Origin of the sequence: Streptomyces aurantiacus, from assembly GCF_027107535.1 — a bacterium.
GTDB lineage: Bacteria > Actinomycetota > Actinomycetes > Streptomycetales > Streptomycetaceae > Streptomyces.
Map to the genome: position 1 here is coordinate 1 of NZ_CP114282.1, position 15,357 is coordinate 15,357.

General features: G+C 69.8%; 5 protein-coding genes and 2 pseudogenes. 4 read left to right on the plus strand and 3 right to left on the minus strand.

Annotation, left to right across the window (positions count from 1 at the left end; genetic code table 11):
- From O1Q96_RS00005 to O1Q96_RS00015, 3 genes and pseudogenes are all read left to right on the plus strand, one after another.
- A partial coding sequence (locus O1Q96_RS00005; RefSeq protein ID WP_269246216.1) for an ISAs1 family transposase occupies positions 1-1,179 on the plus strand: 1,179 nt, incomplete at its 5' end.
- Between the two features lie 18 nt (positions 1,180-1,197).
- Positions 1,198-1,554 (plus strand): annotated as a pseudogene (locus O1Q96_RS00010) (transposase); the annotation flags it as partial.
- A gap of 62 nt (positions 1,555-1,616) precedes the next feature.
- On the plus strand, positions 1,617-2,036 hold the full coding sequence (locus O1Q96_RS00015; protein WP_269246217.1) for a DUF4259 domain-containing protein: 420 nt from the start codon (positions 1,617-1,619) through the stop codon (positions 2,034-2,036).
- Between the two features lie 336 nt (positions 2,037-2,372).
- Here O1Q96_RS00015 and O1Q96_RS00020 read toward each other — a convergent pair.
- Positions 2,373-2,641: pseudogene (locus O1Q96_RS00020) on the minus strand (ISL3 family transposase); the annotation flags it as partial.
- Between O1Q96_RS00020 and O1Q96_RS00025 the strand changes: the two are divergent.
- Positions 2,634-2,783, plus strand: a complete 150-nt coding sequence (locus O1Q96_RS00025; protein WP_269246218.1) for a hypothetical protein — start codon at positions 2,634-2,636, stop codon at positions 2,781-2,783. The pseudogene O1Q96_RS00020 and the gene O1Q96_RS00025 overlap by 8 nt on opposite strands.
- Positions 2,784-2,956: 173 nt before the next feature.
- Here the strand turns inward: O1Q96_RS00025 and O1Q96_RS00030 are convergent, their stop codons facing one another.
- Positions 2,957-13,726: a non-ribosomal peptide synthetase/type I polyketide synthase gene (locus O1Q96_RS00030; RefSeq protein ID WP_269246219.1), complete on the minus strand. Its 10,770-nt coding sequence runs from the start codon at positions 13,724-13,726 to the stop codon at positions 2,957-2,959.
- On the minus strand, positions 13,686-14,963 hold the full coding sequence (locus O1Q96_RS00035) for an MFS transporter (protein WP_331276005.1): 1,278 nt from the start codon (positions 14,961-14,963) through the stop codon (positions 13,686-13,688). Before O1Q96_RS00035 ends, O1Q96_RS00030 begins: the two co-directional genes overlap by 41 nt.
- Between the last annotated feature and the right edge of the window lie 394 nt (positions 14,964-15,357).

The window sequence follows — 15,357 nt, forward strand, 5'->3', positions numbered from 1 at the left end:
ATGTGCCGCCAGTCTGCCACTGTCTGCCTGACCAAGTCGCCCACCGCCGTCCAGCGCGGCGCGAACGGTGTTGCCGAACGGCTGGCCGTTCTTCGTGATCCACGAGATCGCCGGGGACGGCGCCATTCGCTGGTATCGGTCCTGCTCACCGCCTGCTGCGCGGTGCTGGCCGGGGCTCGCTCCTACCTGGCCGTGGGCCAGTGGGCCCGCCACGCGCCCCTGGACGCACTCGCCCGCCTCGGCGTGCGCGCCGCCGGCCCACTGGGCGTGCGGCGCGCACCGTCCAGCTCCACTATCCGCCGTCTCCTGACTCTCGTATGTCCCGGCGGGCTTGCCGACCTGCTCGGATGCGACCCTGCAGGCAGTCGGCACCTGGCCGTGGACGGCAAGGTTGCCCGCGGCTCGCGCACGGACACCGGCCCGGCCGCCCACCTGCTCTCCGCCGTCCTGGAAGACGGACGCACCGTCAGCCAGCTGCGGGTGCCGGACAAGACCACCGAGGTCACCGGCTTCACGAAGCTGCTGTCCCCGTTCGACCTGGCCGGTGTCGTGGTGACCGCCGACGCCCTGCACACCCACCGTGACCACGCCAGGTGGCTGGTCGAGGCGAAGGAGGCGCACTACCTGTTGGTGGTCAAGCGGAACCAGCCGACGCTGCACAACGCGTTGCGGTCGCTGCCGTGGAAGAAGGTGACCGCCCGCCGTTACGACCGCGAGGCGGGGCACGGGCGGCGTGAGACCCGCTCGATACGCACGCTCACCGTCACTGGTCTCGGGCTGGACTTCCCGCACGTGGCGCAGGCCGCGAAGATCCACCGGCACCGCACCGACCTCAAGACCGGCAAGATCACCCGACAGACCGTCTACGCCATCACCGACCTGACGGCGCGTGCAGCCTCTCCCCAAGCCATCGGCCAACTCGCCCGCGCAATGGGGCATCGAGGCCGTGCACCACGTCAGAGACACTACGTTCGGCGAAGACGCCTCGAAGATCCGCACCGGGCACGGACCGGAGAACATGGCTACACTGCGCAGCTTCGCGATCAGCATCCTGCGCACCGCCGGACACCACAGCATCGCCGCGGGCCTGCGCGAGGTCTCCTACGCACCCTTCACCCGTCCGCTGGACTTGATCGGACTGCCCTGACCAGCAACACCGCACGACCACCAGGACTTTGAATCAGCCCTGTCACGCACCCCGACGCGCTACCCGAAGGCGACCGGATCCACCTCAAAGCCGCCTTGGCCAACTGCCCCGAACTGACAGCACTCGCCGAGCACGTGCGCTCCTTCGCCCACATGCTCACTCACCTGCAAGGCGACCGACTCCCCGAATGGATCGAAGCAGCCAGCGCCACTACCGAACTGCCCAGCCTCCGCCACTTCGCTCAGCACCTCCTGCGCGACCTCGACGCCGTCACCGCCGGTCTCACCCTCCCCTGGAACTCCGGCGTCGTGGAGGGCCATGTCAACCGGATCAAAATGCTCAAGCGCCAGATGTTCGGCCGTGCGGGATTCCCCTTGCTTCGCAAACGAGTCCTCCTGGCCACCTGAGCGTTTGTCAGTGTCTGCTGGAATGCTGGCTTCGTCCGCGAGAGCGATACCAGGAGCCGTGCATGGGAACGTGGGGAACAGGCCCATTCGACAGCGATCTCGCTGCCGACTTCGTCGATGAACTCGAGGGACTGACTTCTCAGAAGGTCGTCGAAGTGCTCGAGCGAGCATTCCAGCGAGTCACGGATTCCGGAGCACGCGTGGATGGCGGCGACGGCACCGAAGCGGTGGCCGCCGCGGCTCTCGTTGCCAGCACAATCCCGGGCAGCGGAATTGTGATCGACCCTGATGACGGACCCAGAGAACCTCTGCCGCAGCTTCCGTTGGCTCTCCGCTCGTCGGCCGTGCTCGCTCTGCAGCGTGTACTCCAAGACGGATCGGAACTGCTGACCGGCTGGGTGGACAGTGCCGACGCCGCTCAGTGGCGCCACGAAGTCCAACGGATCGCGGAAGCCCTGGGAGCGATCGGGCACGAGCAGTAACCGCGCCACAAGAATTGGACCAGAGCCAGTTCGGGTTCTGGCCCACTTTCTGTGGAGCAGGCCGAGCACGTGCTCCCTCGGCAGCGGCAGAACCAGTGCGGCGCAGGTCAGACGCGCCCACCAGACTCACGCAGCGGAGTTCCTGCCCTGCTCCACAGAAAGTGGGCCAGAACCTGACTTCGGGAGTCACTGCGGCTTCCTCGCCGGCCGAAAGCGGCCGCCTCTCGCCGCTGCGAAATTCGGGCGGATAGCTGCGGGGCATCACGGCCTCCGAGGGGTTGCTGGATCGTCAATTGTCCAGCAACCCGACTCCATCAGAACCGGGGCATACCATCCCTACCGAACCCGGAACGGTTCAAGGACGCGTTTGCGAAGTAAGGCGCATCCCGCACGGCCGAATCTCTGACGCTTGAGCATTTGATCCGGTTGACATGGCCCTCCACGACGCCGGAGTTCCAGGGGAGGGTGAGGCCGGCGGTGGCGGCGTCGAGGTCGCGCAGGAGGTGCTGAGCGAAGTGGCGGAGGCTGGACAGTTCGGGAGTGGCGCTGGCTGCTTCGATCCATTCGGGGAGTCGGTCGCCTTGCAGGTGAGTGAGCATGTGCGCGGACGGTCTCGTCTCGGCAGACGACGCCTTCGCGCCTGCGGCCGGCGTGCTGCATGTCGAGGGCGGCCTCGCCAAGTCGGCCGTGGAACTGGCGCTGCTGCCGCCCGTGAGCGGCAGCAGCGCCAGCCGCTCTACTCCATAACGGCGTGCAGGGTGGTCACGGCCGTGCCGAACGCTCCGAGTGCGGCAAGCGGTCGGGCGAGACGGTGCTGGGTGTGGGCGACGACGACCAGGAGCCAGGTCCAGCGGTGGTATGCGCACGGGCGGGGGTGGCACCACCGCGCGCCGACCGCTGTACGGAGGCTGCTCCTCCGCTCAGCGGAGGAGCAGGGTCCGCAAGTGGAGTCCTGGGTCGTCCATTGCGACTCGCAGGAGTTCGGTGAAGGCTCTGCCCCACTTCTCGACGGTGGCACGGGTGAACAGGTCCGTGGAGTATTCGAAGGTGACGGTGATGTCCTCCTCACCGGGTACCAGGACCACGTACAGCTCGTTGCGTGCCACGCCCGCCACGGGAAGGCTTCGCACCGAGGCAGACACTGATCGCAGGTGCAGCGCGGGCGGTGGTGTGGTGACGACCGTGAACCTCACGGTCGGGAACAGCGAGTCGCCGATCTCTGGGGAGACGAGTCCGACCACATCGCTTAGCGGCAGTTCCTCGTGGTCGAGCGCGGTGAAGAGCGTCTCGCCGAGCTGTGTCACCAGGTCGGCGAAGGTCTCGGACTCGCCGATTCGGGCGCGCAGCAGGACGGCGTCGCCCAGCAACCCGACCACGTCAGACCGTTCGTGCCGCATACGGTTCGCGCTGGACGCGGCGAGCACTATGTCTGCGGGCTCGTCGCACAGCCTGGCCAGCCAGGTTGCGAAGGCCGCGGCCAGTACTGAGTACGGGGTCGTGCCCAGGCGGGCAGCGGTGTCTGCGACTCTGTGGGGGGTGTCGTCGTCGATGACCCAGGTGTGCAGGGCGCCCCGTCCAGACAGCTTCTGGGGCCGGGGCTTGTCGTACGGGAGGGTCGGGCGCAGGGGTACGCCGTCGAGCTCGGCGCGCCAGAACCGTTCGAGTTCCGCCCTGCGGTCGTCGTCCAGCACCCGCTCCGCTCGCGCGAAGTTCGTGAACTGTGCCGCGGGCGGAGGAAGCTGGCCGTTGTTGCCGTCACAGCGGGTGTTGTACAACTCCTGAAGCTCGCGCCAGATGATTCCCATGGACCAGCCGTCGCAGACCGCGTGGTGGAAGACTGTCATCAGCACCCAGTGGTCGGGTTCGAGCTTGGCCAGCCGGAAGCGGAACAGGGGTGCGCGTTCCATCGCGAACGCCTGGGAGGCGTGATCCTGACACCAGCGCTCGACGAGCGCGGCGTCTTCTGCGTGTGCGGAGAGATCAGTGACCGGCAGGTCCACCGGCACGCCGGCCAGCACCTCGACGAGGTACTGTCCGTCACGCGTCGCGGCCCGGCTGCGCAGCGCGTGATGGCGCTCGACCAGGTCATAGAAGGCCCGTGCCAGGACCTCGGGCTCCAGTGCGCCCTGCAAATCGATGCGGTGGGCCACGTTGTAGACGCTCGGGTCGGTGCGTTCGTGCTGGCGGTGCCAGAGTCTGCGCAGGGTGGAGGTCATCGACACGGTGTCCACCACATGGTCCGTCGCTAGGGGCCGTGCGCAGTGTGCCGCTACCCCCCTGATGGTGGGGTTCCGGAAGAAGTCGGCCATGGACAGGTCGACCTCCAAGTGGTCCGTCATCCGGTTCAGCAGTCTGATCGCGCTCAGGGAGTGGCCGCCCAGTTCGAAGAACGACCGGGTCACGGGCACCTGGGGTGTGCCGAGTTCCTCGCACCACAGTTCGTGCAGCGTCTTCTCCAGCCTGGTGACGGGCCAGGCGTCCGGCTCAGGGGACACGTCGTCGGAGCCGGGTTCGGGCAGCCGGGCCCGGTCCAGCTTGCCGGAGGTGTTTACCGGGAGTCGTTCCAGCCACACCCAGCGGCTGGGCACCAGGTGGTCCGGGAGCCGAGCGGCGAGCGCGGCACGCGGCTGGTGGAAGTCGCTTGCCGGTGTTGCGGGTACGACGTAGGCGACGAGTTCTGTGTCGCCGTGATGGTCGCGGCGGGGTACGACCGCCGCGTCACGGATGCCGGCAAGCGCGGCCAGAGCGCTCTGGACCTCGCCGAGTTCCACCCGGTGGCCGCGGATCTTGACCTGATCGTCGGCGCGGCCGCAGTACTGGAGGGTGCCGTCCGTACGCCATCGCGCCAGGTCCCCCGTGCGGTACAGCACGCTCCCAGAGCCGTCGTCGATGAAGGCCGCCGCTGTCTCCTCTGGCCGGGTGTGATAGCCGTACGCGACGGGCGTGCCGCCCACGTGGATCTCACCGACGGCGCCCACGGGCACCTCCCGCCCGGACGCATCCAGCAGCCGGATCCGTGCGCCCGGCACCGGAGTGCCGATCGGCGGCCACTCCTCGCCGTCGGGATCGACCGGGTGAGAGGTGACGATGATCGAGGCCTCCGTGGGCCCGTACTGGTTGTACAGCGCGCAGCGTGGGTGCGCGGCGAGGAAGCGGCGGAACGCGTCGGTGACTTGAAGCGCCTCACCGGCCGAGAACAGCTCGCGAAGGGACGGGAGTTCGGGGCCGGTTTCGATCAGATACTTCAACGGGGTGCAGGGCATGAACATCCGCTGCACCCCGTGGCGGCGTACCGTCTCAGCCACGGCCGCGGGGGCGTGCCGGGCCTCGTCGTCGATCAGTACGAGGGCGGCTCCGGAGGCCAGCGTAGTGAAGATCTCCTGCACGCTGACGTCGAACGCGGGTGAGGTCCATTGCAGGGTGCGCAGCGCGGAATGTCGCTCGAGGTGTGCGCGGACGAGGCCTGCCGGGCCGCGGTGGGGTACGACGACGCCCTTGGGGCGGCCGGTCGAGCCCGAGGTGTAGATGCAGTACGCCGGATCGTCGGGACGCGCCCCCTCGTCCAGCGGACCGTCCGCCAGGGTGGGGTCTGTTTCCTCCACCAGGTGCACGGCCGGCAGCGCCGCGAGTTCCGGGTGCCGGGTGAGAACAGCCGCCGAGGTCAGCAGCAGGACTGGGGTGCTGTCGTCTAGGAGCGATATGAGCCGCGGGGTCGGCACGGCGGGGTCGAGGGGCAGGTACGCGGCCCCGCTCTTGAGTACGCTTATCAGGCCGGTGATCAGTTCCGGGCCGCGTGGCAGCAGCACCGCCACGCGCTCTCCGCGTGCCGCGCCCCGGTAGTGCAACTGCCGGGCGAGCCGGTTCGCGTGCGCGTCCAGGTCGCCGTACGACACGTGCTGTGCGCCGCTGATCAGCGCGACGGCGTCCGGTGTCCGCTGCGTCTGCTGCTCGAACAGGCCGTGCAGGGTGTCCTTCGCGGAGGGTAGCGGCTTGGCCAGGCGCCCCAGCCGGACCAGGGCCGTGTGGTCGGAGTCCGTGACGGCGGTCAGTACGCCGAGTGAGGTGCCGGGGGCGTCGAGGGCGCGGCGCAGCACCTGCTCCACGTAGTTCACGAGGCGGCGCACGGTGCTCTCGTCGAAGAGCGCCGTGTCGTACTCGACCACGAAGCGCACGCCATCGCGATGGTGCGTCAGATAGATGCTGAGGTCGAACGGGGCGCGGGCGCTCGGTACGTCGAGCAGTGTGGCCGTGAGCCGGGGCGGGGCGAAGTCCACCTCGCTCTCGTTCTCGTACTCCACCATGACCTGGAACAGCGGGTTGCGGCCGGGGTCCCGGCGCGGGTTGAGCGCGTCGACGAGTTCGTCGAAGGGAACCCCGCGGTGCTCGTAGGCTGCCATGCTGCCGTCGCGCACCCTGTGCAGCAGCGTCGGGAAGTCGGGGTCGTCGGTGAGGTCCACGCGCAGTGGCACGGTGTCGAGGAACAGGCCGACGTGGTCCTCGGCACCGGCGGGGCGGGCGGCGACCGCGGTGCCGAGCACCACCTCCTCCTGTCCCGCGAACCGGCCGAGCACCGCGCCGACGGCACTGGTGAGCATCATGAAGAGGGTGGCGCGATGCGCGGCGGTGAACGTGCGTAGCCTGCCGACGAGTTCGGCGTCTAGGGAGTGAGTGAGAATCGCGCCCGTTCCTGTCCTGACCGGTGGGCGGGACCGGTCGGTGGGCAGGTCGAGGTCTGGGGCGCCGTAGAGTTCACGCCGCCAGAAGTCGAGCGAGACGGCGAGTTCGGCGGGGTTCGGCCGGTCGGCCGGGGGCAGTTCGGTCAAGGGCGACAGCCCGGGGTCGCCGTGCGACCAGGCTCGGTAACAGGCGGCGAGGTCACGGGCGAGCACCGCCGTGGAGGATGAGTCGAAGACGATGTGGTGGGCCAGCAGGAAGAGCAGATGCCGCTCCTCGGACAGGCGCAGCAGCCGAGCAGTGACCAGCGGCCCCGTGCCCAGGTCGAGGATCCGGCGCCCCTCGGTGTCGAGTACGGCATGCAGGGCCTCTTCCTCTGTCGCCCCGGTGCGGTCGTCGACCGGGCAGTCGAGCCGCATGTGGTCGTGTATCTCCTGGTACGGCACGCCGTTGGTGTCGCCGAACACTGTGCGCAGTGCTGGATGCCGGTCCGCGGTCCGCTGCAGCGCCCACCGCAGCGCGGGAACGTTCAGCGCGCCGTCGAGGCGGATCGCCTTGGGCTCGTGGTACATGCTGGTCCTCGGATGCAGTTGTTCCAGGAACCAGATACGGCGCTGCGCTGGCGTGAGCGGCATCCGCTTGGGCACACTTGCTGTCCGCTCCCCCGTCCCGCGTTGCCTGCGGCGGCGGAGACGGTCGAGCACCGGCAGCGCCGCCAGGACCTTGTCCTTCGGCACGCCGAAGTCCACGAAACAGGCAATCTCGTCGGCCCCGGCCTCCACCAGGCGACCCACGGTCTCGGCGGCCGTGTGCTCGTCGCCGATGAGGGCGCGCGAGGCGCAGTAGCGCTCATAGGCACGCCCCAGCAGGAACTCGACGTCCTCCTCGGGAGTGTTCTCCAGATCGACGTCGAAACCGAGGCTGTTCGTCACCTGGTCGAAGAGGGAGAGCGAGGACCGCAGGTACGACACGAACGGCGGGTACGCCTCGGCCCGCGCCCGCTCCTCGTCCTCACCGAGGTACGTGTGCACCAGGACCACCACCCGGCCCGCCGCCGGGTCGAGGCCGTGCTCGGCGCGGGTGCGCCGGTACAGCGCGATGTTGTCCGCCAGTTGTTCGACGGTCTGCGTCATCAGGTTGGTGACCACACCTAGGTCCTCGGCGGCCGCGCGCCGGTAGCTCTCCGGGTTTCCCACGACGGCCGCGTACAGGGGGAGTCGCTCCTGTACGGGACGGGGATGCAGTCGTATCTCGACGGGCTCGCCGTTGCCCGCGGTCATCCCGAGCGGTTGCCCCGACCACAACTGGCGTACGGTCGCCAGCTGCTCGTACATCGCCTCGCGGTGCCGTCCGAAGTTCTCCGGGGCGAGCGCGAAGTCGGTGGCGTGCCAGCCGCTCGCGACGCACATTCCGGCCCTGCCGCCGGAGATGTTGTCGACGACCGACCACTCCTCAGCGACCCGCACCGGATGGTGCAGCGGCAGCACGACGGAACCCGCCTGCAGCCGGATGCGCCGGGTCCTCGCCGCGAGCGCGGCGGCGAGCACGGAGGGGTTGGGGAAGAGCGCACCGAAGGAGTTGAAGTGGCGTTCGGGGAACCAGAGGGCGTGGAAGCCGTGCCGGTCGGCGAACTCCGAAGCCTCCATGATCAGGGCGTACTTGTCGTGGTCGGCGTCGTCCGGGTAGTCGCCGAAGAAGTACAGGCTGAAGTCGCAGTCGGTGGGGAGTGCCGGGCCGGATACCGTTGGTACGGCGTCGTAGGCGGGCACTCGGGCCAGCGTCGTCTCCGGTTCGGGCACGGTTGCGGACATCGTTGTGGGCTTCGCCGGTGGGGCGGGCGGTGCGGAGGCCGAAGTCAGGATGTCCAGCTGGCGGGAGAGCACGCCGCCCACTTCGTCGACGAGTCGCTGGGCCAGTTTCAGTTGCTGGGCGAACAGGTCCTGGAGCTCCGGCGAGGTCCCGGGCTGCGGTGTAGGTACGGACGCGGGGATGGGCGGCACGGGCTCCGACGTTGCCGGCGCCGGTGACTCCTGCGGCGGTCCGGCCGTGTCGCCCCGCAGCCGCGCCAGACGTTCGGCCAGCAGGCGCGGGGTGTCGACTGAGTCGAACAACTCCCGGACCGGGACACGTACGCCATGGCGCTGTTCGAGCTCCGTCGTCATGCCCATCAGCGACAGGGAGTCCGCGCCCAGCTCGAAGAACGAAGAGTCGGGCGTGACGTCCGTCATCTCCCTGCTCAGTTTGGCTGCAGTCAACTCTCGTACTGAGTTGAGCAGTTCACTCGAAACAACGGACCCGTGCACCGTGGCGGGGGCGTCCGCCGCGGCGTGCGGGTTCGGCGGGAGCTCAGGAACCCGGGCGGCCTGGAAGGCCACGGGGCGCCGTCGCAGCGGATGCCCCGGCAGTGGCACCCGGCCCCCGCCGCTGGTGACCGTGTGCCACTCCAGCTCGGCGCCGGAGCGGTAGAGCGAGCCCAGCGACATCAGGAACCCTCGCACCTGTTCGATCGGGGTGCCCTCGCCCTGCCCGCTCAGCCAACGGCTGGCGGGGACGCAGTGCCTGCCGAGACCGGTGAGGGTGTCTCCGGCTCCGATCTCGACGAAGTCTTCGCACCCCTGCTTGACGGCCACGCTCAGGGCCAGGCCGAAGCGGACCGATCGGCGCGCTTGGCGGCACAGGTAGTCGACGTCGATGGTCCATCCCTCGGGGCGCGGCTCGCCATCGGCCGCCGTAACCAGCGGCGTGTGCAGCGGACGATACGTCACTTTCTCGGCGTGGGAGCGGAACTCACGCAGCGCCGGTTCGACGGCGGCCGAGTGGAACGCCCGGTCCACGGGCAGCGCCCGCCACCGCAGCCCCTCCTCGTCGAGCAGTCGCGCCGCCTCTTCGATGGCTTCGGGCGGGCCGGAGATCACCTGGGCGCGTGGTCCGTTGAGCGCGGCCAGTTCAGCCCCGGCGGCCCGCGCGATGCGCTCTGCGTCCGCCCGGCTGGCACGGACGGCGAGCATGCCTCCGGGCGGGCAGGCCGTGTGCATCAGCCGCCCGCGCCACGCGGTGAGCCACAGCCCGTCCTCCAGGGTCAGGGCTCCCCCCGCGTACAGGGCCGCGTACTCGCCGATGCTGTGCCCGAGCAGCAGCGCGGGGCGGATTCCGGCGGCACGCCACTGCTCGGCAAGCGCAGCCTGGTGGGCGAACAGGGCGGGCTGGGCCGACTCCGTGGGCCAGACACCGTCGCTGACGGCGGGCTCGTCCGGGCCGTCCAGCAGGAGCGGGAGCAAAGTGCCCCCGAACTCGGCGGCGTAGATCTCCTCGCACCGGTCGAGCGTGCGCCGAGCGGTGGGATACGCGGCGTACAGACCGCTTGCCATGCCGGGGCGCGCACTCCCCTGCCCGGAGAAGGCGAAGGCGAGCGGCCCGAGGGGAGCGTGCGCCGCGGGTTGGGGCTCCGCCAGCGCGTCAGCGAGTTCCGCGGCGGTGCGGCCGACGGCCGTGGCCCGGGCCGCGCGGTGCGGCCTGCCGAGGGCCAGGGTGGTGGCCACGTCGGTGGTCGCGGGTTCCGGCCGCTGCCGCAGGCGTTCGCGGAGCCCGCCGGTGAGTTCGTTCAGGGCCTGCGGGTCGTGGGCCGACACCGGTACGAGCACGGGCAGTTCGGGAGTGGGCGGCCTCGGGGACGTGGGTGGGGCTTCCTCTAGGACCACGTGTGCGTTGGTGCCGCCGACGCCGAGTGCGCTCACCCCGGCCCGGCGCGGCACACCGTTCTGTGCGGGCCACGGCCGTAGCTCGGTGCTCAGGGTCAACCCGGCTTCGCCCAGGCGGAGTTCGGGATTGGGCCGGGTCAGGTGCAGCGTGGGCACCAGGGTGCGGTGCCGCAGCATCAGAACCGCCTTGATCAGTCCGGCCATGCCGGCGCAGCTGTCGAGGTGCCCGATGTTCGGTTTCACCGAGCCGACCGCGCAGGAGGCCGCGCGCCCGGTGCCCACGCGGAGGGCCCTGCCCAGCGCCTCGAACTCCACCGGATCACCGAGCGGGGTACCCGTCCCGTGCGCCTCCACGTACGAGATCGTGTCCGCGGGGATGGCTGCCCTGCGCAGCGCCTGCCGTACGACCTCGACCTGCCCGGCCATGCCGGGGGCGCTGAAGCCGACCTTGCCGCCGCCATCGTTATTGACGGCGGAGCCGAGGATCACCGCGTGCACGGTGTCGCCGTCGGCCAGCGCCCGGTCGAGCCGTTTGAGCAGCACGGCGGCCACGCCGTTGCCGCCGACCGTGCCGTCGGCTTCCGCGTCGAAGGCCCGGCAGCGACCGGTGGGCGACAGGATGGATCCAGGGTGGCTGCGGTAGCCGGTCTCCTGGGGCAGGTGCACGGCCGCGGCGCCCGCCAGCGCCAGGTCCGCGTCGCCGTTCAGCAACGCCTGGGCCGCGAGGTGGACGGCGACCAGTGAGGTGGAGCAGGCCGTCTGCACGCCGATAGCGGGGCCGGTGAGGCCGAGCCGGTAGGCGACCCGGGTGGCGAGGAAGTCCGGCTGCTGTCCGATCGCGGTCTGCATACTGGTGGCCGGGTCCGACCCAACGCCCCGGGGACCGGCGGCAGGCGGCTGCTGGTGGTCGTACAGGTTCATGCCCGAGCCCGCGAAGACCCCGATCCTGGTGCCCGGTTCGCAGGCCTCGTATCCCCCGTCCTCCAAGGCCTGGTGACAGCACTCCAGGAACAGCCGGTGTGCGGGATGCGTGAGCCCGACCTCCTTCGGGCTCATGCCAAAGAAGTCACCGTCGAACGCGTCGACTCCGCCCAGGACTCCGGCAACGGGCACCAGGTCTGAGGCGCGTCGCTGCTCCGGGGTCAGGCCCGCTGCCGCCAGCTCCGCCGCGCCGAAGACTTGGACACTGTCCACGCCGTCGCGCAGGTTGGCCCAGAACTCCTCGGCCGAGTCCGCGCCCGGGAAGCGCAGCGACAGTCCGACGACGGCGACACGCTGATCGGCCGGTGGCCCGGAGGAAACGTCCTTCGCGGGCGTGGCGGCGGGCACGGACGTCGGCCGGTCCTGCTGGGCCCCGGCGGACAGCCGCGCCCCGAGTGCGGCGGCCGTCGGATGTTCGAAGAACGCGGTCTGGGCGATCCGTGTCCCGAGCCGTTCCTCCAGGCGGGCCCGCAGACGGACGAGCAGCACGGAGGTCAACCCTAGTTCGTAGAACGGCAGGTGGGCGTCCACCCAGCGCCCCAGTACGGCGCTGATCTCCTCCTGCACCACTCGTGTCACCGCGTCGGGAACCGTCTCCGCACGCGGGGCCGGATCGGTGCCCGGGTCGAATCCGCCATCGATCAGTCGGTCCCGGAGCTCGGCGCGGCGCACCTTACCCGCGGGAGTCCTCGGGAACTCGTCCTGCGGAACGGGCAGGACGCGGGCCGCGGTGAGACGGAGCCGGGTGAACAGGGCCGCCTTCACCTCGGCGGCGATCCGCGCGTCTGCGGCGGCGCCGCAGCTCACGAAGAACACGGCCAGTTCCTCTGTCCCCCGGTCCGAGTCCGGAATACCGCACGCGGCGACCCCACCCTGCTGGATGCCCATGACGGTGGCGGCGGCCTCCTCGACCTCGTGGCAGTACACGTTGTGGCCGTTGAGAATGATCAGATCCTTGCGCCGGCCGGTGATCACGACCTGGCCGGCGTCGAGGAAGGCCAGATCCCCGGTGTCCAGCCAGTCGCGTCCGGTGGGAAACGCCGCGGCGTCCGCCTCCGGGTTGTTCACATAACCAGGGGTGAGACGGGCGGGCGAGTGGACCTGGAGGCGGCCGATCCTGCCCTCGGCGGCGAGTTTGCCGCCGTCGTCCACGATGCGAAGGGTGGCGCCGTGCGCCGGAGCCCCGGCCGCGACAAAGGTGACGCAGTCCCCTTCCGGGGTCCGCTCGTCGGCCCGTACCAGGTCACCACTCAGGCTGCTCTTGAGTAGGCGGTGCACCGTGCCCGGCCGGTCGAACCGTCCGTAGGTGACGGCCGTGACCGTCTCGGCCATTCCCCAGACGGGAACGATGTGGTCCTCACGGATCCCGTAAGGCGCCGTCGCATCGAGGAAGCGGCGCAGCACCGGCAGCGTGATCTGTTCGCCTCCGCACACCAGGGTTTTGAGGCCGCCGAGGTCCCAGCGGCCGTCGGGGTTGCTCTCGGCAAGTGCGTCCGCGACAAGCCGGTAGGCGAACGTAGGCGCCCAACTGTGCTGCGCCCGGTGCTCGTGGAGGAGGTCGAGCCAGCGCAGTGGGTCGGCCAGGACGCTCTCCGTCGGCGCGTGAACGTTCGTGCACCCGGTGAAGACCGCGAGCAGGTGGTACAGCAGGAACGCACCGCTGTGGTCGACCGGGAGCCAGTTCACCATGGTGTCGCCGGGGCGGACGTCCAGGATCCGCCGCGAGCTCGCAGCGAAGTCCGCCAAACCGGCGTGCGTCAATCGCGCGGCCTTGGGCACTCCCGTGCTACCGGACGACAGCATCAACAGGGCAGTGTCAGACTCGTCCGGCTCAATGTGGTGAGCAGAGGGCGACGCGCTCAGGCAGTCCTGCGCGACCGCAACGCGCAGTTCGGGATCGACGGCCATGAGCACCACTGCCCCGTCGGCGTCACTCAGCACCAGCGGCCGGTCCAGCAACGCGCAGGCGTGCCGTAGGCGTTCGAGCGCCGGTGAACCCGGCGCCGGGTGGTCCGCGATGGCCACGGGCCGGGCACCGCCGAGGACGCAGGCCCAGAAGGCGGGGAAGAAGTCGGCGAGCGGTAGCCCGCAGAGCACCACCGCGTCGCCGGTGCGCAGCCCGTGCTCACGCAACCCTGTGAGTAATCGCTGTGCCGTGTCGAGCAGTTCGGGGTAAGACTGGGAGGTCGACGATCCATCCGCGTCGACGGTGACGACAGCCGCGTCCGAAGCCGAGTCGGCCGCCCGCAGCAGCGCCCGAAGCGCGTCGCGCGCGTCGTCCTCCGTGCGGTTCGGCTCAGGGCCCCGGCAGAGAGCTTCGCCGCGTACGCGTTCCATGCGTGTCCTTTCCTTCTCCCTGTCGTCCGCCCGGGGGCGGCTTCTTCGGCCGACCGGTGCGGTGACGACCGACGGTGAACAGCAGCAGAACCAAGGCCCCGCACACCGCCGCACCATGGAAGGCACCCACGACGGCCAGGGCTGGCAACGTCTCGAGAGCCGCTGCGGCGGCGACCGTGCCCAGCGCAAAGCCCGACTGTTCGGCGGTGGCCGACAGCCCGAACAGCCGGTTGCGCTGCCGGTCGGGGGCGGCCTGTAAACGTGAGGTGTAGACGATCTCGGTACAGCCGTCCGCGAAGCCCGCGGAGACGGCTGCGGCCACCAGGGCCCAGGCCGGCGGTCCGGTGAACGCCGCCACGAAGGACAGCGACATCGCACAGGTGCCGACGGCGAACACGCGCTCACCCCACGCCGTGCCGCCCTGCCCGCGCTTGAGCACCTGGTGGGCCAGGATGGTGCCTACCGCCCATGCGACCCAGAACCGGGTCATCAACACCGCCGGCCCGGACGGGGCGGTGTCGTGCGCGACGACGGGCAGAGCGACGTTGTGAGAGGCGGACGCCAGGGCGTCGACGCCTCTGAGGAGGATCATGCCGAGCAGCACCGCGGGGAGCCCCACGACGCCGCCCCACTGGGAGCCCGTTCGTGAACGGGATGCGGTGCTCTCGCGGCTGCCCGCCTCGGCCGGTGCGTCGTCTCCCTCGCCGTCCGTGCGGGACCGCAGCGCCAGCAGTGCCGCGGCGGATATCGCGAAGCTCACGCCGTTCACGGTGAAAGCGAGCGTGTAGCCGCCGAATGCGACGACCGGAGCCGCCGAGGCGAATCCGAGCACCGTCGCCGAGGATCGCGCCGTGACCAGCAACCCGTTCGCGCGCGCACGGGCCTCCCGGCCAACCATGACCGGCACCGCGCTGCGCAGGGCCACGGAGAAGAACGTGTTGCCCGCACCCAGGACCACGACCGCACAGGCGAGCAGCCACAGCGGTGTGTGTGGGGCACTGAGCGCCAGTACGCCCATAGCGATGCCCTGGGCGACATCCGCGCAGATCATCACGGTCCGGCGGGTCACTCTGGCCGACAGCGCCCCGACGACGAGCCCGGCCAGGAAACCCGAGCCCAGCCGTGTCGCCATCAGCGCACCGACACCGAACGCGGTGCCGGTTACTTCGTAGGAGAACAGGCTCAGCGCGATCAGATTCAGGTAGTTCCCGTAGGCGGAAACCGCGGTGGCGGACACGAGCACACGAAACCGGCGTTCCACACCCCCCACAGCTCCCCCTCACCGATCTGCACGGATTACCGGCCCAGCATTCGTATGATCGCAACCAGCATGATGATCAGCGCAGCCATCCACTTTCAGACACACAGCTCCAAAGCCCGGTGGTCTGTCGGCGATCGTGATGGACCGCCTGCGCGTTTCCGCGATGGCGGCGCCCCAGCGCCCGGCCCAGACGGGCATCCCACCCACGTGTCTATTAGCTTGGGATGCATGAGGTTAGATAGACAGGTCTAAGCGAAAAAAATTTGTCAGAAACTCGATCAATACAACCGGAAACGCCGCCCCATTTCCAGTTGACGCAATAGATTCGCTTCTAGCGGATGAACTCAAGCCCTTACGGCATGTCAAGTCC

Coding starts and splice junctions, on each gene's coding strand:
- O1Q96_RS00015 (WP_269246217.1), top strand. CDS start 1,617: ATGGGAACGTGGGGAACAGGCCCATTCGACAGCGATCTCGCTGCCGAC.
- O1Q96_RS00030 (WP_269246219.1), bottom strand. CDS start 13,726: ATGGAACGCGTACGCGGCGAAGCTCTCTGCCGGGGCCCTGAGCCGAAC.
- O1Q96_RS00025 (WP_269246218.1), top strand. CDS start 2,634: ATGTGCGCGGACGGTCTCGTCTCGGCAGACGACGCCTTCGCGCCTGCG.